Origin of the sequence: Burkholderia sp. M6-3 (assembly GCF_050858985.1) — a bacterium.
In the GTDB taxonomy this organism is placed as follows: Bacteria; Pseudomonadota; Gammaproteobacteria; order Burkholderiales; family Burkholderiaceae; genus Paraburkholderia; species Paraburkholderia caledonica.
The window spans coordinates 2,620,303-2,637,766 of the sequence record NZ_CP110090.1; the positions used below are offsets into that span (position 1 = coordinate 2,620,303).

The window sequence follows — 17,464 nt, forward strand, 5'->3', positions numbered from 1 at the left end:
CCGCTTTTCCTGAAATTAACCTTTGAGCTGATCGAGATCTTCGACATTGATCGTGTCGAGGCTACGGAACAGGGTCACCAGAATTGCGAGGCCGATTGCCGCTTCCGCTGCCGCAACCGTCAGCACAAAGAAGACGAAAATCTGACCATGTACGTCGCCGAGGTAATGCGAGAAAGCGACGAAGTTGGTGTTCACCGCGAGCAGCATCAGTTCGATCGCCATCAGGATGATGATGACGTTGCGACGGTTCAGGAAAATGCCAACGACGCTTATCGCAAAGAGAATCGCGCCGAGCACAAGGTAATGAGCAAGGGTCAACATGGTTTCTATCTCCTGTCCGCTCAGCTGTTCTTGGCAGATGCCGATTCGGCAGCTGCCGCCGCTGCTGCGGCTTCTTCCGCCGCGACGGTTGCAGCGCTCTTTTCCGACGGCATCTTGACGACGCGCACACGGTCCTGGGCACGCACCTTCACCTGCTGGCTGACGTTCTGGCGTTTGCTGTCTTTCTTGTGGCTCGTGGTCAGCGCGATTGCCGCGATGATCGCCACCAGCAGCACGAGGCCGGCGACTTCGAATGCAAAGATGTAGTCGGTGTAGATCACCTTGCCGATCAGGCGAGTGTTCGACCAGTCGCCCATGCCGTTCGCGGCGGCGGTCGTGTCACGCACCACGGTGCTGGTCGCGCCGTAGCCGTGCCACAGGATCAGCGCGGTTTCGAGCACGATGATCGCGCCCACCACGGTGGCCATCGGTACGAAGCGTTTGAAGTCCTTTCGCAGCACGTCGATGTTGATGTCGAGCATCATCACGACGAACAGGAACAGCACCATCACGGCGCCCACATAGACCAGCACCAGCAGGATTGCGAGGAACTCGGCTTGCAGAAGCATCCAGATCGCGGCTGCGTTGAAGAACGCCAGCACGAGAAACAGTGCGGACGACACCGGGTTGCGCGAGGTGATCACCTTCAGCCCTGAAACCACCAGGAGCAGCGCGAAGATGTAGAACAGTACGGTCGTGAATTCCATGATTACCGGTTCATCGTTAGGCCATCGTCAGGCATTTTCTTTGGCACGTGTGTCTGGCAACAGCGTGAAACCCGCCAGAACAGCCGCACAGGTGCGCCGTGCCGCGGCGCTCAGGCCGCGGCGCTCGGCCCGACAACAGGCCGTGTTACTGCTGCATTTACTGATATCGATGCGCGACTGCCGCATCTACCGCTTCGACAACTGGAACGTTCAACGATACGGTGCGTCGGCAGCCTTGTTCACGGCGATCTCCGCTTCGTAGCGATCGCCCACGGCCAGCAGCATTTCCTTCGTGAAGTACAGATCGCCGCGCTTCTCGCCGTGATATTCGAGGATGTGCGTCTCGACGATCGAGTCGACCGGACAGCTTTCCTCGCAAAAACCGCAGAAGATGCACTTGGTCAGGTCGATGTCGTAACGCGTCGTGCGGCGCGTGTTGTCCTCGCGCGTTTCCGACTCGATCGTGATGGCGAGCGCGGGACACACGGCTTCACACAGCTTGCATGCGATGCAGCGCTCTTCGCCATTCTCATAGCGGCGCAACGCATGCAGGCCACGAAAACGCGGCGACATCGGCGTCTTCTCTTCCGGGAACTGCACCGTGACCTTGCGCTGGAACGTATAGCGTCCGGTCAGCGCGAGGCCCTTGAGGAGCTCCGTCAGAAAGAAGGTCTTGAAAAAATTTTGGATTGCGGTCATGAGTTCATCCGCCCTTTATTTCCAGATATTCCACGGCGACATAATCCAGAAGCCGACCACCACCAGCCATACCACGCAAACCGGAATGAAAATCTTCCAGCCGAGACGCATGATCTGGTCATAGCGGTAACGCGGGAATGTGGCACGCGCCCAGATGAACACCGACAACAACAGGAAGACCTTGAGGACGAGCCAGAAGATGCCGGGGATAAACGACAGGAACCCGAACGGTGCGCTCCAGCCCCCGAGGAACAGTGTCGACGCCAAGGCCGAGATCACGATCATGTTGATGTACTCGGCGAGGAAGAACAGCGCAAACGCCATCCCCGAGTAATCGATCATGTGGCCCGCGACGATTTCCGACTCCCCTTCCACCACGTCGAACGGGTGACGGTTCGTTTCGGCAATGCCCGAGATGAAGTAAACCACGAACATGGGCAGCAGCGGCAGCCAGTTCCACGACAGGAAGTTCAGGCCGTGCGATGCAAAGAACCCCTGTTCCTGCGAATTGACGATGCCCGACAGGTTCAGCGTGCCCGCCGTCATCAGGACGACGACCAGCGCGAAGCCCATTGAAATTTCGTAGGAGACCATCTGCGCCGCGGCACGCATCGCGCCGAGGAACGCATATTTCGAATTCGACGCCCAGCCGGCCAGAATCACGCCATACACGCCGATCGACGAAATCGCGATCGCGTACAGCAGACCCGCGTTGATGTCGCCGAGCACCGCGCCTGCCTGGAACGGAATGACCGCCCAGACCGCGAAGGCCGGCACCACCACCATGATCGGCGCAATCAGGTAGATCCAGCGGCTTGCCTGAGCAGGCTGAATCACTTCTTTCAGCAACAGCTTCAGGACGTCGGCGATAGGCTGCAAGAGACCCGCCGGGCCGACGCGGTTCGGGCCGAGACGTACGTGCATCCAGCCGATCAGCTTACGCTCCCACAGAATCAGGTAAGCCACGCACAGCAGGATCACGACGGCCACCACAAGGATGCGCACCAGTGCCCACACCGTGGGCCATGCCACACCGAGAAGCTGGGTGCCGCCCGAGTTGATCGTATCGAACAAGCTCATTTACGCCTTCTCCACCACCAGTTCACCGAACAGGCTGCCCAGCGCTGCACCGGCAGGCGTAGCCGCCGATACGCGGACGACCGTCTCCGCAAGATTCGCGTCGCGCACGGCCGGCAACTGCACCGATTGCTCGCCCTGGCGCACGCGAACCGCGTCGCCTTCTTTCAAACCCAGTTTGTCGAACAGCGCAGCCGGCAGGCCGACGTTGTTCGCGGCACGCGCCGCGGCGGTCAGATGCAGCGACTCCGCGCGACGGACGAGCGCGTCGGCGTGATAGATCGGCACGTCGGCGATCCGCTCGAACCTGCCTTCCGCCGCCTCTGCCGTCTTGCCGCGCGCAACTGCCACGCCGGTTCTGTTCGACAGACGCGATTGCAGTTCGCCGTCGCCGAGAGCAGCCTGGCGAACTTCTTCCGCCGTGTCGTATTCGAAGCCGGGCACGCCGAGCAGGCTACCCAACACGCGCAACACCTTCCATGCCGGGCGCGTGTCGCCGAGCGGACGCACGACGCCGTTGAACGACTGCACCGTACCTTCAGCGTTGACGAACGTGCCGGCCGTTTCCGTGAACGGCGCGATCGGCAGCAGCACGTCTGCGTATTCTGCGCCGGTCTGGAACGGCGACATCACGACAACCATTTCAGCTTGCTTGAGCGCCGCCAAAGCTTGAGCCGGATTCGCTGTATCGAATTCAGGTTCGACATTCAGCAGCAAATAGCCCTTGCGCGGCTGTTCGAACACCTCGCGAGCATTCAGGCCGCCCTCGCCCGGTAATGCGTTCACCAGATGCGCACCAACCGTGTTGGCGGCTTCCGTCATGAAGCCGAGCGTTGCGCCGGTTGCGTCCGCGATCCATTGGGCTGCCGCATGAATGACTGCGAAATCCGGATGACGCACCGCGCCGTTGCCGAGCAGCACGAGACGGCGTTCGCCCGTTGCGAGCGATTTCGCGACTTCCTTGTCCGAGTCCGTAGCTTGTGCGCTCGAGAAAGCTTCAGGCAGCGCTGTACCGTTCGCTTGCGAGACCGCCGATGCAATGCCAGCCAACGTGTCGAGCCACGCCGACGGCGCTGCGGACAGGCGTTGACCTTGTGGAATCAGCGCGTCGTCGCCCGTTGCCTGGACCAGCGTGAGCTTCGCGCCGCCCTTTGCGGCCTGACGCAGGCGCGCGGCGAACAGAGGATGATCGCGACGCAGATCGGAGCCGATCACCAGAGCCGAGTCGATGTTCGACAGATCCGCAATCGCGGTGCCGAGCCACGGCGTGCCGTTGACCGGAGCCGAGAAGTCAGACTGACGAAGACGGAAGTCGACGTTAGGCGTGCCGACCGCTTGAGCGAGTTGCTTCAGCAGGAACAGTTCTTCGACCGTGCTATGGGCGCTACCGAGCGCGGCCAGCGCGTTCGCGCCGTGGTCGCCCTTGATGCCCTTCAGACCCTTCACCACGTAATCGAGCGCGGTCTGCCAGTCGGTTTCGACCCACTTGCCGCCCTGCTTCAGCATCGGCTGCGTCAGACGCTCCGGGCTATTCAGGCCTTCGTACGAGAAGCGGTCCTTGTCCGAAATCCAGCATTCGTTGATGGCTTCGTTTTCGAACGGCAGAACACGCATCACGCGGTTGTTCTTCACTTGCACCACGAGGTTCGCGCCGACCGAATCATGCGGGCTCACCGACCTGCGGCGGGACAGTTCCCAGGTACGTGCGCTGTAGCGGAACGGCTTGCTGGTCAGCGCGCCGACCGGGCACAGGTCGATCATGTTGCCCGACAGTTCGGAGTCGACCGTCTTGCCGACGAACGACGTGATTTCCGAATGTTCGCCGCGGCCCAGCATGCCGAGTTCCATTACGCCGGCCACTTCCTGGCCGAAGCGCACGCAGCGCGTGCAGTGAATGCAACGCGACATCTCTTCCATCGAGATCAGCGGGCCGACATTCTTGTGGAACACGACACGCTTTTCTTCGCTATAACGCGACGACGACTTGCCGTAGCCCACCGCGAGATCCTGCAACTGGCACTCGCCGCCCTGATCGCAGATCGGGCAATCCAGCGGGTGGTTGATCAGCAGGAATTCCATCACGGCTTGCTGGCCCTTCACCGCCTTGTCCGACTTGGTGCGCACGATCATGCCGGCCGACACCGGCGTCGCGCATGCGGGCACGGCCTTCGGCATTTTCTCGACATCGACGAGACACATCCGGCAGTTGGCCGCAATCGACAGCTTCTTGTGATAGCAGAAGTGAGGAATGTACGTGTCGACCTTATGCGCAGCCTGGATCACCATGCTGCCTTCGGGCACTTCTACTTTCTTGCCGTCTATTTCAAGTTCAACCATGATGGTCAATCTTCCTTAACCTGTTACCGCTCAATCGTTCGCCCCGTTCATCGCCCGTTCAGGCAATGAAATCCCGTGGTTGACGTGTTCTGGTACGTACCTGTGCAGCGTTCCTATGGACCGCTTGTCCGGTCGCTTACCGGGGTCGCTTACCGCCCGCTCAGGCAGCCACTGTTTCCGCAGCCGCCGCGGCGCCCGCATGACCGCCGACGAGGCAATGCTTGTGAGCGACGTGATATTCGAATTCGTCCCAGTAGTGCTTGAGCATGCCGCGCACCGGCATGGCCGCTGCATCGCCGAGCGCGCAAATCGTGCGGCCCATGATGTTTTCCGCAACCGAGTTCAGCAGATCCAGATCTTCCGGTCGGCCAAGGCCGTGCTCGATGCGATGCACGACGCGGTACAGCCAGCCCGTGCCCTCACGGCAAGGCGTGCATTGACCACACGACTCTTCGTAGTAGAAGTACGACAAACGCAGCAGTGAACGCACCATGCAGCGCGTCTCGTCCATCACGATGACCGCGCCCGAGCCGAGCATCGAGCCGGCCTTGGCGATGGAATCGTAGTCCAGGTCCGTCTGCATCATGACGTCGCCCGGGATCACCGGCGCCGACGAACCGCCCGGAATCACAGCCTTGATCTTTCTGCCGCCGCGCATGCCACCAGCGAGCTCCATGAGCGTTGCGAACGGCGTGCCGAGCGGAACCTCGTAGTTGCCCGGACGCTCGACGTCGCCCGAGATCGAGAAGATCTTCGTGCCGCCGTTGTTCGGCTTGCCGATTTCCAGATAATTCTGCGGCCCGATCGCGAGCAGGAACGGCACAGCCGCGAACGTCTCGGTGTTGTTGATCGTGGTCGGCTTGCCGTACACGCCAAAGCTCGCCGGGAACGGCGGCTTGAAGCGCGGCTGGCCTTTCTTACCTTCCAGCGACTCGAGCAGCGCGGTTTCTTCGCCGCAGATGTAGGCGCCGTAACCGTGGTGCGCATGCAGTTCGAACGAGAAGCCCGAACCCATGACGTTCTCGCCGAGGAAACCTGCGCGACGAGCTTCGTCCAGCGCTTCTTCAAAGCGCTTGTAGACTTCCCAGATTTCGCCGTGGATATAGTTGTAGCCGACCGTGATGCCCATCGCGTATGCGCCGATGGCCATGCCTTCGATCAGCGAATGCGGATTGAAGCGCAGGATGTCGCGGTCTTTGAACGTACCCGGCTCGCCTTCGTCCGAATTGCAGACCAGGTACTTCTGGCCCGGAAACTGACGCGGCATGAAGCTCCACTTCAGGCCGGTGGGGAAACCGGCACCGCCACGGCCGCGCAGACCCGACGCCTTGACGTCGGCGATCACCTGCTCGGGCGGAATCTTTTCTTCAAGGATGCGACGCAGCTGGGCGTAACCGCCGCGCGCCACATAGTCTTCGAGATGCCAGTTGTCGCCGTTCAGGCCAGCGAGAATCAGCGGTTTGATGTGACGATCGTGTAAAGACGTCATTTCGAAAGTTCCTCGAGCAGCTGGTCGATCTTCTCGCGGCTCATGAAGCTGCACATGCGATGGTTGTTCACCAGCATCACCGGCGCGTCGCCGCACGACCCCATGCATTCACCTTCTTTCAAGGTAAATTTGCCGTCAGCCGTGGTTTCGCCGAAGTCGATGCCGAGCTTCTGCTTCAGATATTCAGCGGCGCTGTCGGAGCCGCCGTCCGGGCCGAGTTGACACGGCAGGTTCGTGCAGAGCGTGATCTTGTGCTTGCCGACCGGCGACGTCTCGTACATCGTGTAGAAGGTTGCCACCTCCTGCACGGCGACTGCCGGCATGCCGAGATAGTCCGCGACGAACTGCATGAGTTCGGGCGACAGCCAGCCATGCTCTTCCTGAGCAGTGGCCAACGCCGACATCACGGCGGACTGTTTCTGATCGGCGGGATACTTCGCGATCGCACGATCGATTTCTTTCAGGCCTTCAGCTGAGATCATTTTCAGACACGACTCTTTCAATTCCTACCGAACGAAAACCTGTCGCTCACTTCGTGCTGCGACAGACCCGGCGTTCCTTGCTTGACGCGCGCCTTCGGAACCTCCTGAAGGCGCGCGCCGATGATTACGTCCTAGCGATCTACTTCGCCGAACACGATATCCTGCGTGCCGATGATCGTTACGGCGTCGGCGATCATGTGACCGCGCGCCATTTCGTCGAGCGCGGACAAATGCGCGTAGCCGGGTGCGCGGATCTTCAGGCGATACGGCTTGTTCGCGCCGTCCGACACCAGGTAGATACCAAACTCGCCCTTCGGGTGTTCGACGGCGGCGTAAGCCTCGCCTTCCGGTACGTGGAAGCCTTCCGTAAACAGCTTGAAGTGGTGAATCAGTTCTTCCATGTTCGACTTCATGCCCACGCGCGACGGCGGAGCAACCTTGTGATTGTCGATCATCACAGGGCCCGGATTCTTGCGCAGCCACTCAATGCACTGTTTCACGATTCGCGTGGACTGGCGCATTTCTTCGACGCGAACCAGGTAGCGGTCGTAGCAGTCGCCGTTCACGCCGACGGGAATGTCGAAATCGAGCTTTTCATAGACTTCGTACGGCTGCTTCTTGCGCAAATCCCATTCGATGCCGGAACCGCGCAGCATTGCACCGGACATACCCATTTGCAGGGCGCGCTCCGGGCTGACCACGCCAATGCCGACCAGACGCTGCTTCCAGATCCGGTTGTCGGTGAGCAGCGTTTCGTATTCGTCGACGCACTTCGGGAAACGCGTGAAGAAATCGTCGATGAAGTCGAGCAGCGAACCCTGACGGTTCTCGTTCATCTTCGACAATGCCTTCGCATTGCGAATCTTCGACGCCTTGTACTGCGGCATCGCGTCCGGCAGATCGCGGTAGACACCACCCGGACGATAGTAAGCCGCGTGCATCCGTGCGCCTGACACTGCTTCGTACACGTCCATCAGATCTTCACGCTCGCGGAACGCGTACAGAAACACTGCCATTGCGCCGACGTCGAGCGCGTGCGCGCCGATCCACATAAGGTGGTTCAACACACGCGTGATTTCATCGAACATCACGCGAATGTATTGGGCACGTACCGGCACCTCGATGCCGAGCAGCTTTTCGATTGCCATTACATAGCCGTGCTCGTTGACCATCATCGACACGTAGTCGAGACGGTCCATGTACGGCACCGACTGAATGAACGTTTTGGTTTCGGCAAGCTTTTCAGTCGCGCGATGCAGCAGGCCGATGTGCGGATCGGCGCGCTGAATGACTTCGCCGTCGAGCTCCAGCACGAGACGCAGCACGCCGTGCGCTGCCGGGTGCTGAGGACCGAAATTGAGCGTGTAGTTCTTGATCTCTGCCATGGCGTTCTCTTAGTGTTTCAGACCGCCATAGCGATCTTCGCGGATCACGCGTGGCGTGATTTCCCGCGGCTCGATCGTCACAGGCTGATAGACGACGCGCTTTTCTTCCGGGTCGTAACGCATTTCAACGTACCCGGAGACAGGGAAATCTTTGCGGAATGGGTGACCAATGAAACCGTAGTCGGTCAGGATACGGCGCAGATCCGGATGGCCTTCGAAGACGATGCCATACAGGTCGAATGCCTCGCGCTCGTACCAGTTCGCCGAATTCCACACGTCGACCACCGATGGCAGAATGGGCATTTCGTCGTCAGGCGCGAATACGCGAAGCCGCACACGCCAGTTGTTCTGCACCGACAACAACTGCAGAACGGCCGCAAAACGCGGACCGTCATAAGCGCCGTCGGCATAGGTTTGATAGTCGACGCCGCACAGGTCCATCATCTGCTCGAAACCGAGCGAGCGGTCGTCGCGCAGACGCGTTGCCACGTTGAGGTAGTCGCTTGCTTTCACGACGATCGTCAACTCACCGATTGCCTCGGTGGTGCTCAGCAGGAGGCCGCCAAATGCCGCCTCGAGGTTCGCTTTCAGGGTCTCGAGTTTGCTTGCCATATTGTGGGGGAGGCGTTGCCTTATTGACGGGCGATTGTGTTAGTGCGGCGAATCTTGGCCTGCAACTGGATCACGCCGTACACGAGCGCTTCCGCTGTTGGCGGGCAGCCCGGTACGTAGACGTCGACCGGCACGATGCGGTCGCAGCCACGCACTACCGAATACGAGTAGTGGTAATAGCCGCCGCCGTTCGCGCAGGAGCCCATCGAAATCACCCAACGCGGCTCGGCCATCTGGTCGTACACCTTGCGCAGAGCCGGCGCCATTTTGTTGCAAAGCGTGCCGGCGACGATCATCACGTCCGACTGACGCGGACTCGGACGAAACACCACGCCAAAGCGGTCGAGGTCATAACGGGCAGCGCCCGCATGCATCATCTCGACCGCGCAGCATGCAAGACCGAACGTCATCGGCCACAGGGAGCCGGTACGCGTCCAGTTGATCAGCTTGTCAGCCGTTGTGGTGACAAACCCTTCCTTCAAGACCCCTTCGATACTCATTTGCTTTCCACTCCAGACGGGGCGGCAAGCCTTGGCCACCCACGCAAACCGGCGATTAAACCATCATTCCCAGTCGAGGCCGCCCTTCTTCCAGATATAGGCGAAGCCCAGCAGGAATTCGAGCAGGAAAATCATCATTGCCATGAAGCCGGGCCAGCCGATGTCGCGCAGGGCGACGCCCCACGGGAACAGGAACGCGGTTTCAAGGTCGAAAATGATGAAGAGAATGGCGACGAGGTAATAGCGCACGTCGAACTTCATGCGCGCATCTTCGAATGCTTCGAAGCCGCACTCGTAGGGTGCGTTCTTCTCGGTGTCGGGATTGTTGGGACCGAGGATCTTGCCAATGCTGACCAGTGCTACGCCTAAACCGGTGCCCACAACGAGGAACAACAAGACGGGGAAATAGGCTGCGAGGTTCAAGACTATCCTCAATCGGTTGGTTCTGAGTGCCGTCAGGAGCATAGCACCCCTGACGCGAAATCACTTCTGAGACGTACATGTCACGGATTGAGCGCAATCCGTGCGCCAGAAGTGAAAATGCCAGCCGAAGCGAAGCAAGCGGCTGGCATTAGATAACATTTGGTGCCGACGGCGAGACTCGAACTCGCACAGCTTTCGCCACTACCCCCTCAAGATAGCGTGTCTACCAATTTCACCACGTCGGCACTGTATGCAATCCGGGAAAACAACTTATAAAACCCGCGAATCGCTTCAAGACTTAGATTGTAACTGCTCTAAACAGTTTGTTCAACGCACAAAACCACTTTCTACGAAAATTTATTTCGGCACGTCGGTAGCGGGCACGGACGCAGCCGATGCCGCCAACGCACCCGAACCACCTGCCGGCGCCGAAGCGGCAGAAGCTACAACAGGTGCCGTCGCCGCCGCACCGAGCACGCCTGCAGAAGGCTTTGCGCGATACGCACCGAGGTAGGTCAGCGTCAACGTGGTTACAAAAAACACCGCGGCGAGCACTGCCGTTGTCCGCGACAAAAAGTTTGCCGACCCGGTGGCGCCGAAGAGGCTGCCCGACGCTCCACTGCCAAAAGCCGCGCCCATATCGGCGCCTTTGCCGTGCTGCAGCAACACGAGGCCGATGACCCCGAGCGCCGACAACAGCTGAACGACGATAATCAATGTTTTCAAATACAGCATTACACTCACCTGAGTCTTTATTTAGCCGGGCCTCGCAGGCTGCGAGACCCCGGAATGGGTCATCCTCGACGACGGCGAGCCACTTAAGTCGCGGCTGTCGTTGCAGCCGCCGCCTTGCAGATCGCCAGAAAATCCTTGTCCTTCAACGACGCGCCGCCGATCAGGCCACCGTCGATATCCCGCTGACTGAACAACTCTTCCGCGTTGTCCGGCTTCACACTGCCGCCATACAGCAGCGTCACATTCGCAACACTGGCGCCCTTTGCCGCAAGACGCGAGCGCAAGAAAGCGTGCACCGCCTGCGCCTGCTCGGAACTCGCGCTCTTGCCGGTGCCGATCGCCCAAACGGGCTCGTACGCAACCACGATACGCGCCGCTTCATCCGCCGACAGCTTGGCCAGCACCTCGTCGAGCTGCGCGCCGACTACCTGCTCGGTCGATCCGGCTTCGCGCTCCTCGAGCGTTTCGCCGACGCATACGATCGGCGTCAATCCCGCCTCGAGCGCGCGCTGCGTCTTTACGGCGACCAGCTCGGCGCTTTCGCGATGATAGGCGCGGCGCTCCGAATGCCCGACGATGGCAAACGCGGCGCTGAAATCCGCCACCATTTGCGCAGCCACCTCACCGGTATACGCACCGTGCGTGAAAGCGGAAATGTCCTGCACGCCCCACACCACCCGGCTGCCTTCCAGCAACGACTGCGCTTGCGCGAGGTACGGGCTCGGCACGCAAACACCCACGCGCACGTCGGCCGGGAGTTCTGCGGCACCTTTCGCCACCGCCTGCAACAGCCCCGCGTTATCGGCGAGACACCCGTGCATCTTCCAGTTACCAACTACCAGTTTCCCTCGTTGCGTGGACATCGTCTCGTCTTGCCCCTTGTCGTCTGCTTGCGGTGTCTTGGCGGCGGGCTTGGTATGCACTCTTTGTGCGCACCGTTTGCGTACCTCGCAACCCGCCCTTCGAATTCATGCAGCGTGCGCAAAACGCGCAATTTTACTGCGTGGGCGAGATCGGGTCAAACAAGCCTGTGCGCACCGAATCCCGCCGTGAGCCAGCATCAAGCGTCCTGACCCCAAGTCAGCACGATTTTGCCGACGTGCGTGCTGCTTTCCATCAGCGCATGCGCTTCAGCGGCCTGCGCGGCTGGAAACACGCGATGCACCACCGGCTTGATCCGACCGCCTTCCAGATGCGGCCACACTTGCGCCTTGAGTTGTGCGGCAATTTTCGCCTTGAACTCAACTGGCCGAGGACGCAACGTCGAACCGGTCACCGTCAACCGGCGGCGCAGCACCTCGTTCAAATTCAATTCCGCCTTCGCGCCGCCTAGCAGCGCGATCAGCACAACGCGCCCGCCGTCGGCGAGTGCCGTGAGTTCGCGCGACACGTAGCTGCCCGCCACCATGTCGAGGACCACGTCCACGCCACGGTCGTTAGTCAGCGACTTGATGACTTCGACGAAGTCTTCCGTCTTGTAGTTGATGGCGCGCTCCGCGCCCAATGCCTCGCACGCACGACACTTTTCGTCCGAGCCGGCGGTTGCGAACACGCGAAAACCCAGCGCATGGGCAATCTGGATCGCGGTGACGCCGATACCGCTCGAGCCGCCCTGCACGAGCAACGTTTCGTTTGGGCCGCCCTCGCCCTTGCCGAGTTGCGCGCGATCGAACACATTGCTCCAGACCGTGAAAAAAGTCTCCGGCAGCGAGGCTGCTTCGACATCGGACAGGCCGCTCGGCACCGGCAGGCATTGCAGAAGCGGCGCGGTCGCATACTCGGCGTAGCCGCCGCCCGCCAACAACGCACATACGCGATCGCCGATTTTCAGGCCGAACGGATTGTTCTTCGCGTCGATGTCGCCGCCGACGATCTCGCCCGCCACTTCGAGCCCCGGCAGGTCGGAGGCGCCCGGAGGCGGCGCATAGGCGCCCTTGCGTTGAAACACGTCCGGACGGTTGATGCCAAAAGCCGCCACCTTGATCAGCACCTCCCCCGCTTTTGGCTGCGGCGTGGGCCGCTCCGCGAGCTTGAGAACTTCCGGCGCTCCGAATTCCGTGATTTCGATCGCTTTCATCTGCGTCAACTCCAAGATTGGATTGCGTTGCGTACCCGCGTTCGTCCGCGTTCCCTGCATTGTCGCCGGATCACGGGAATCAGGCACGAGCCGCGTGAACCGCCGATAAAGCCGCCGCTTCTACCCGGTTATTCACCTGTCGAATCGGTTCGTCTGCAAGGCAATCCACCCTGCGCCCATCATGAAAAACGGCCGGCGCGCATACGCGCTGCCGGCCGTTGTGCCGCTACTGCCTTACTGCGGCGTCGGCTCGCCTTGCGGCGCGCTCGGCGCGCCGTCGTTCAGCAAAGCTTTTGCCGACAGACGCACACGACCCTTTTCGTCCGTCTGGATGACCTTGACCTTCACTTGCTGGCCATCCTTCAGGTAGTCGTTGATGTCCTTGATACGCTCGTTGGCGATTTCGGAGATGTGAAGCAGACCGTCCTTGCCCGGCAGGATGTTCACGATCGCGCCGAAATCGAGCAACTTGAGCACGGTGCCTTCGTACACCTGACCCACTTCGACTTCAAGCGTGATGTTCTCGATACGCTTCTTCGCTTCGGCCATGCCTTCGCTGCTGGTGCTCGCGATGGTCACGACGCCGTCGTCGGAAATATCGATCGTCGTGCCGGTTTCTTCCGTCAGCGCGCGGATCACCGAGCCGCCCTTGCCGATCACGTCGCGGATCTTTTCCGGATTGATCTTGATGGTGATCATGCGCGGTGCGAACTCCGACAATTGCGTGTTCGCGCCCGACACCGCCGAAGTCATCTTGCTCAGGATATGCATACGGCCTTCCTTCGCTTGCGCGAGAGCGACCTGCATGATTTCCTTCGTGATGCCCTGGATCTTGATGTCCATCTGCAGCGCGGTCACGCCATGTTCGGTGCCCGCCACCTTGAAGTCCATGTCGCCGAGGTGATCTTCGTCGCCGAGGATGTCGGTCAGCACGGCAAACTTGTTGCCTTCGAGAATCAGGCCCATGGCGATGCCGGCGACGTGCGCCTTCATCGGCACGCCGGCGTCCATCAGCGCGAGGCAGCCGCCGCACACGGACGCCATCGACGAAGAGCCGTTCGATTCCGTGATTTCCGACACGACGCGAATCGAGTAACCGAATTCGTCGGCGCTCGGCAGGCACGCGGCCAGCGCGCGCTTGGCGAGACGGCCGTGACCGATTTCACGGCGCTTCGGCGAACCGACGCGGCCGGTTTCGCCGGTCGCGAACGGAGGCATGTTGTAGTGAAGCATGAAACGTTCGCGATACTCACCTTCGAGCGCGTCGATGTTCTGCTCGTCGCCCTTCGTGCCGAGCGTCGCCACCACCAGCGCCTGCGTTTCGCCGCGCGTGAACAGTGCCGAGCCGTGCGTACGCGGCAGCACGCCGGTACGGATTTCGATCGGGCGCACGGTGCGCGTGTCGCGGCCGTCGATACGCGGCTCGCCGTTCAGGATCTGCGTACGGACGATCTTCGCTTCGATGTCGAACAGCACGTTGCCGACGGTTGCCTTGTCGGCCGCCACGGTGCCGTTTGCCGACGCGTCTTGCTCCAGCTTCGCGGAAACTGCTGCGTAGATTTCTTTCAGCTTGGTCGAACGTGCCTGCTTGTCGCGGATCTGGTAAGCGGCGAGCAGTTCGGCTTGCGCCAGTTCCGTCACGCGCGCGATCAGCGGCTCGTTTTTCGCGGCCGGTTGCCAATCCCATTCCGGCTTGCCGCCTTCGCGGACCAGATCGTGGATTGCGTCGATCGCGATTTGCATCTGCTCATGGCCGAACACCACGCCGCCGAGCATCACTTCTTCGCTCAGTTGCTGCGCTTCCGATTCCACCATCAGCACCGCGCGTTCCGTGCCGGCGACGATCAGGTCGAGCGCCGATTCCTTCATTTGCGGACGCGTCGGGTTCAACACATATTCGTTGTTGATGTAGGCCACGCGTGCAGCGCCGACCGGGCCGTTGAACGGCAAACCGGACACGGCGAGCGCCGCCGACGCGCCGATCAGCGCGGGAATGTCGGCGGGGATTTCCGGGTTCAGCGACAGGACGTGGATCACGACCTGGACTTCGTTGTAGAAGCCTTCCGGGAAAAGCGGGCGCAGCGGGCGGTCGATCAGGCGCGAGATCAGCGTTTCGCCCTCAGACGGACGGCCTTCGCGGCGGAAGAAACCGCCCGGGATCTTGCCGGCGGCATAGGTCTTCTCGAGATAGTCGACGGTCAGCGGGAAAAAGTCCTGGCCCGGCTTGGCCGTCTTGGCGCCCACCACGGTCGCCAGAACCACGGTGTCTTCGACGTCGACGATCACCGCACCGCTCGCCTGGCGAGCAATCTCGCCGGTTTCGAGGCGAACGTTATGTTGTCCCCACTTAAATTCTTTGACGATCTTGCTGAACATAGTCATTGCTTTTCCTCATCGTTATGCCGCGCGGACCAGAAGCGGCGCGGCAACGCCAGGACCGGCGCCGCATGGGAAGAGTAGTGTTATGCCATTCCAGAGAGCCACGCTCTGCGCCGTCTGCATTGCTTACGTCGACTAAGCGCGCGAATCGCTGGAATGACACAAAGCTCCGCCCTGAAGCCCGGCCATGTTTCTGTATTTGCTGCTTTTTTACTGCTTTTACTGCTTACTGCCCGCCGCATCAACCAGCACGCCGCGGCGGACTACAGGCTGTGCGCCCCACATGAAGCGCACCGCGCAAAAACAAAATGCCTGTATCAGTGGAACTGACACAGGCATCTTGCTGAACGACTGGCCGATTACTTACGCAGACCCAGCTTCTCGATCAGTGCGCGGTAACGATCCGCGTCCTTACCCTTCAGGTAGTCGAGCAGCTTGCGGCGGCGGCTCACCATGCGCAGCAGACCGCGGCGGCTGTGGTGATCTTTCGCGTGTGCCTTGAAGTGAACGGTCAGTTCGTTGATGCGGGTCGTGAGCAGCGCGACCTGAACTTCGGGGGAGCCGGTGTCGTTGGCTGCGCGTGCGAATTGCGCAACGACTTCGGACTTCTTGCTTGTATCAACTGCGGACATGTCGATTTCCTTGATAACTAGACAGGCGGTCACGGAAGAAAGGCCGTGCCGTGGGTTACCCGCGCGAACTAGCGCTGCCAGACACCTTGCATGACAGCCGGTACCGCAACGGGACGCGTATTGTAGCACAGCACGATTCCGCCGCGAACCCTGCCCTGCCGCGCCGGACAGCGACCACGAGAACACCGCGCGCAGGCATCGACCGGTCAGGGTCGCTTCATCTTGCACGCGCTCGCCGGCACGGTGCGCTCTGCCGGCAACGCCAGCACCGTGCGGAAACCGAAGCCGGAGCCCTCGTTATCGAAGCGCACACCGCGCGTGCCGACCTTGTCCATTTCCATCACGTAAAGCGGCTGGATCAGTTGATGATCGTCCGCCCGCATCCACGACGGGTGGAAGCCGTTGTCGAACCGGATGCCTTCGAGCGCCCGCGCGACCGCCGCGGGATCGGCGCTTTTCGCGCGATTCATCGCCGCGGCGAGGGTTTCGATCATCAGCGGCATGCGCAATACCGGGTAGTCGTCCTGCGGGGCCGGGAAGCGGGCGCGAAACGCCTCGTACCAGGCGTCGGAGGCCGCGCCGCCCGCATTGGGATGCCAGTCAGCGACGGCGATTACGCGGCCGACGCCCGCGTCCCCAAGCGCGGCAGGCGCGCCGAGACTGTTGCCGTAGAACGTGTAGAACTTCGTGTCGAGCCCCTGCTCGCGCGCAGCCTTCACGAGCAGCGTCAGGTCGTTGCCCCAATTGCCGGTAATGACGGCGTTCGCGCCGCTCGCACGGATCTTCGCGACGTACGGCGCAAAATCCTTTACACGGCCAATCGGATGGAACTCGTCGCCGACCACGGCAATGTCCGGGCGCTTCGCCGACAGCGCCGAACGCGCGAGACGGCTCACGTCGTGGCCGAAGCTGTAGTCCTGATTCAGCAGGTACACCTTCTTCACCGCCACGTCGCGCTGGATCACGTCGGCAAGCGCGTCCATGCGCATACCCGCATGCGCGTCGAAGCGAAAGTGCCAGAAACTGCAATTGGCGTTGGTCAGTGCCGGGTCGTCGGCGGAATAGTTGAGAAATAGCTCGCGGTTGCCCGGCTCGCGGCTGTTCTGCTTTTCAATTGCGCCGATCAGCGCCGCCGCGACCGCCGAACTGTTGCCCTGCAGGATGTAGCCGATGTGACGGTCGGCTGCGCTACGCAGTTGCGTCAGCGCCTCTTCGGTGCCGCCCTTGCTGTCCAGCACGACCAGCTCGAACGGATGAGCGCCGTCCGCAAGCTTCACACCGCCGTGCGCATTCACCTGTTCGACGCCGTAGCGCAAGTTGCGCTCCACTGCCGCGCCGGCGTTCGCGAACGGACCTGACATGCCTTCGATCAGCGCCAGCTGGATCGGCGCGCCGGTCGGGCCCGGCGCCGCTTCCGGTGTCCGCGCCGGTTGCGGCGTCTGCGCCGCAGCCGCGCTGGCCGCAGACACCGCCACCGAGAGTGCTGCCAAAGCTACGGCCGTCTTCCATTGCCACTTCGCCATCGTCCGTTCCGTCTGATTCGTCGAAGCGCGGATCATAGGGCGTCGACAACGGAATAAGCAAGCCGCGCCAACCGTTATCGAGCAGA

Annotated in this window: 17 protein-coding genes and 1 tRNA gene; all 18 read right to left on the reverse strand. The window is 61.2% G+C overall.

The genetic code is table 11. The annotated features are described in order from the left end of the window. Window positions 1-15: 15 nt before the first annotated feature. A complete protein-coding gene (gene nuoK / locus OH764_RS11175) occupies window positions 16-321 on the reverse strand; it encodes an NADH-quinone oxidoreductase subunit NuoK (protein WP_013339863.1) in 306 nt (101 codons plus the stop codon). 20 nt (window positions 322-341) lie between these two features. After that, the gene (locus OH764_RS11180) at window positions 342-1,028 is read right to left on the reverse strand and encodes an NADH-quinone oxidoreductase subunit J (RefSeq protein ID WP_020069589.1); all 687 of its coding nucleotides are present in this window, start codon (window positions 1,026-1,028) and stop codon (window positions 342-344) included. Window positions 1,029-1,238: 210 nt separating this feature from the next. Further along, the gene (nuoI, locus tag OH764_RS11185) at window positions 1,239-1,727 is read right to left on the reverse strand and encodes an NADH-quinone oxidoreductase subunit NuoI (RefSeq protein ID WP_020069588.1); all 489 of its coding nucleotides are present in this window, start codon (window positions 1,725-1,727) and stop codon (window positions 1,239-1,241) included. Window positions 1,728-1,742: 15 nt separating this feature from the next. Then, window positions 1,743-2,807, reverse strand: a complete 1,065-nt coding sequence (gene nuoH, locus OH764_RS11190) for an NADH-quinone oxidoreductase subunit NuoH (protein WP_020069587.1) — start codon at window positions 2,805-2,807, stop codon at window positions 1,743-1,745. Beyond that, window positions 2,808-5,141, reverse strand: coding sequence for an NADH-quinone oxidoreductase subunit NuoG (nuoG, locus tag OH764_RS11195; RefSeq protein ID WP_498846851.1), 2,334 nt, complete (start codon window positions 5,139-5,141; stop codon window positions 2,808-2,810). A gap of 160 nt (window positions 5,142-5,301) precedes the next feature. Continuing rightward, window positions 5,302-6,630 carry a complex I 51 kDa subunit family protein gene (gene nuoF / locus OH764_RS11200; RefSeq protein WP_498846852.1) on the reverse strand — a complete coding sequence of 443 codons (1,329 nt, stop codon included), beginning with the start codon at window positions 6,628-6,630 and terminating at the stop codon, window positions 5,302-5,304. After that, window positions 6,627-7,112, reverse strand: coding sequence for an NADH-quinone oxidoreductase subunit NuoE (gene nuoE / locus OH764_RS11205; protein WP_006052900.1), 486 nt, complete (start codon window positions 7,110-7,112; stop codon window positions 6,627-6,629). The genes nuoF and nuoE overlap by 4 nt, the downstream gene beginning before the upstream one ends. Window positions 7,113-7,243: 131 nt before the next feature. Next, on the reverse strand, window positions 7,244-8,497 hold the full coding sequence (locus tag OH764_RS11210) for an NADH-quinone oxidoreductase subunit D (protein WP_498846853.1): 1,254 nt from the start codon (window positions 8,495-8,497) through the stop codon (window positions 7,244-7,246). Between the two features lie 9 nt (window positions 8,498-8,506). Next, window positions 8,507-9,109, reverse strand: a complete 603-nt coding sequence (locus tag OH764_RS11215; protein WP_020069583.1) for an NADH-quinone oxidoreductase subunit C — start codon at window positions 9,107-9,109, stop codon at window positions 8,507-8,509. A gap of 20 nt (window positions 9,110-9,129) precedes the next feature. Beyond that, window positions 9,130-9,609, reverse strand: coding sequence for a NuoB/complex I 20 kDa subunit family protein (locus OH764_RS11220; protein WP_006052903.1), 480 nt, complete (start codon window positions 9,607-9,609; stop codon window positions 9,130-9,132). Between the two features lie 63 nt (window positions 9,610-9,672). Continuing rightward, window positions 9,673-10,032, reverse strand: coding sequence for an NADH-quinone oxidoreductase subunit A (locus OH764_RS11225; RefSeq protein WP_498846854.1), 360 nt, complete (start codon window positions 10,030-10,032; stop codon window positions 9,673-9,675). A 160-nt stretch (window positions 10,033-10,192) separates the two neighbouring features. Further along, window positions 10,193-10,277: transfer RNA gene (locus OH764_RS11230), tRNA-Leu, on the reverse strand. A gap of 112 nt (window positions 10,278-10,389) precedes the next feature. Then, complete coding sequence (secG, locus tag OH764_RS11235) at window positions 10,390-10,767, reverse strand: preprotein translocase subunit SecG (protein ID WP_088173587.1); 378 nt, start codon at window positions 10,765-10,767, stop codon at window positions 10,390-10,392. A gap of 83 nt (window positions 10,768-10,850) precedes the next feature. Next, complete coding sequence (tpiA, locus tag OH764_RS11240; RefSeq protein ID WP_498848807.1) at window positions 10,851-11,630, reverse strand: triose-phosphate isomerase family protein; 780 nt, start codon at window positions 11,628-11,630, stop codon at window positions 10,851-10,853. Window positions 11,631-11,827: 197 nt separating this feature from the next. Further along, complete coding sequence (locus OH764_RS11245; protein WP_498846855.1) at window positions 11,828-12,844, reverse strand: NAD(P)H-quinone oxidoreductase; 1,017 nt, start codon at window positions 12,842-12,844, stop codon at window positions 11,828-11,830. A gap of 234 nt (window positions 12,845-13,078) precedes the next feature. Beyond that, a complete protein-coding gene (pnp, locus tag OH764_RS11250; RefSeq protein ID WP_020069579.1) occupies window positions 13,079-15,226 on the reverse strand; it encodes a polyribonucleotide nucleotidyltransferase in 2,148 nt (715 codons plus the stop codon). Window positions 15,227-15,582: 356 nt separating this feature from the next. Next, a complete protein-coding gene (gene rpsO, locus OH764_RS11255; RefSeq protein WP_006048211.1) occupies window positions 15,583-15,855 on the reverse strand; it encodes a 30S ribosomal protein S15 in 273 nt (90 codons plus the stop codon). Between the two features lie 206 nt (window positions 15,856-16,061). Beyond that, window positions 16,062-17,378, reverse strand: coding sequence for a branched-chain amino acid ABC transporter substrate-binding protein (locus tag OH764_RS11260; protein WP_498846856.1), 1,317 nt, complete (start codon window positions 17,376-17,378; stop codon window positions 16,062-16,064). Window positions 17,379-17,464 lie beyond the last annotated feature (86 nt).

What these genes read in the sequence shown, in the direction of transcription:
- nuoK (WP_013339863.1), bottom strand. Translation starts at nt 321, where the DNA reads ATGTTGACCCTTGCTCATTACCTTGTGCTCGGCGCGATTCTCTTTGCG.
- OH764_RS11180 (WP_020069589.1), bottom strand. Translation starts at nt 1,028, where the DNA reads ATGGAATTCACGACCGTACTGTTCTACATCTTCGCGCTGCTCCTGGTG.
- nuoI (WP_020069588.1), bottom strand. Translation starts at nt 1,727, where the DNA reads ATGACCGCAATCCAAAATTTTTTCAAGACCTTCTTTCTGACGGAGCTC.
- nuoH (WP_020069587.1), bottom strand. Translation starts at nt 2,807, where the DNA reads ATGAGCTTGTTCGATACGATCAACTCGGGCGGCACCCAGCTTCTCGGT.
- nuoG (WP_498846851.1), bottom strand. Translation starts at nt 5,141, where the DNA reads ATGGTTGAACTTGAAATAGACGGCAAGAAAGTAGAAGTGCCCGAAGGC.
- nuoF (WP_498846852.1), bottom strand. Translation starts at nt 6,630, where the DNA reads ATGACGTCTTTACACGATCGTCACATCAAACCGCTGATTCTCGCTGGC.
- nuoE (WP_006052900.1), bottom strand. Translation starts at nt 7,112, where the DNA reads ATGATCTCAGCTGAAGGCCTGAAAGAAATCGATCGTGCGATCGCGAAG.
- OH764_RS11210 (WP_498846853.1), bottom strand. Translation starts at nt 8,497, where the DNA reads ATGGCAGAGATCAAGAACTACACGCTCAATTTCGGTCCTCAGCACCCG.
- OH764_RS11215 (WP_020069583.1), bottom strand. Translation starts at nt 9,109, where the DNA reads ATGGCAAGCAAACTCGAGACCCTGAAAGCGAACCTCGAGGCGGCATTT.
- OH764_RS11220 (WP_006052903.1), bottom strand. Translation starts at nt 9,609, where the DNA reads ATGAGTATCGAAGGGGTCTTGAAGGAAGGGTTTGTCACCACAACGGCT.
- secG (WP_088173587.1), bottom strand. Translation starts at nt 10,767, where the DNA reads ATGCTGTATTTGAAAACATTGATTATCGTCGTTCAGCTGTTGTCGGCG.
- tpiA (WP_498848807.1), bottom strand. Translation starts at nt 11,630, where the DNA reads ATGTCCACGCAACGAGGGAAACTGGTAGTTGGTAACTGGAAGATGCAC.
- OH764_RS11245 (WP_498846855.1), bottom strand. Translation starts at nt 12,844, where the DNA reads ATGAAAGCGATCGAAATCACGGAATTCGGAGCGCCGGAAGTTCTCAAG.
- pnp (WP_020069579.1), bottom strand. Translation starts at nt 15,226, where the DNA reads ATGACTATGTTCAGCAAGATCGTCAAAGAATTTAAGTGGGGACAACAT.
- rpsO (WP_006048211.1), bottom strand. Translation starts at nt 15,855, where the DNA reads ATGTCCGCAGTTGATACAAGCAAGAAGTCCGAAGTCGTTGCGCAATTC.
- OH764_RS11260 (WP_498846856.1), bottom strand. Translation starts at nt 17,378, where the DNA reads ATGGCGAAGTGGCAATGGAAGACGGCCGTAGCTTTGGCAGCACTCTCG.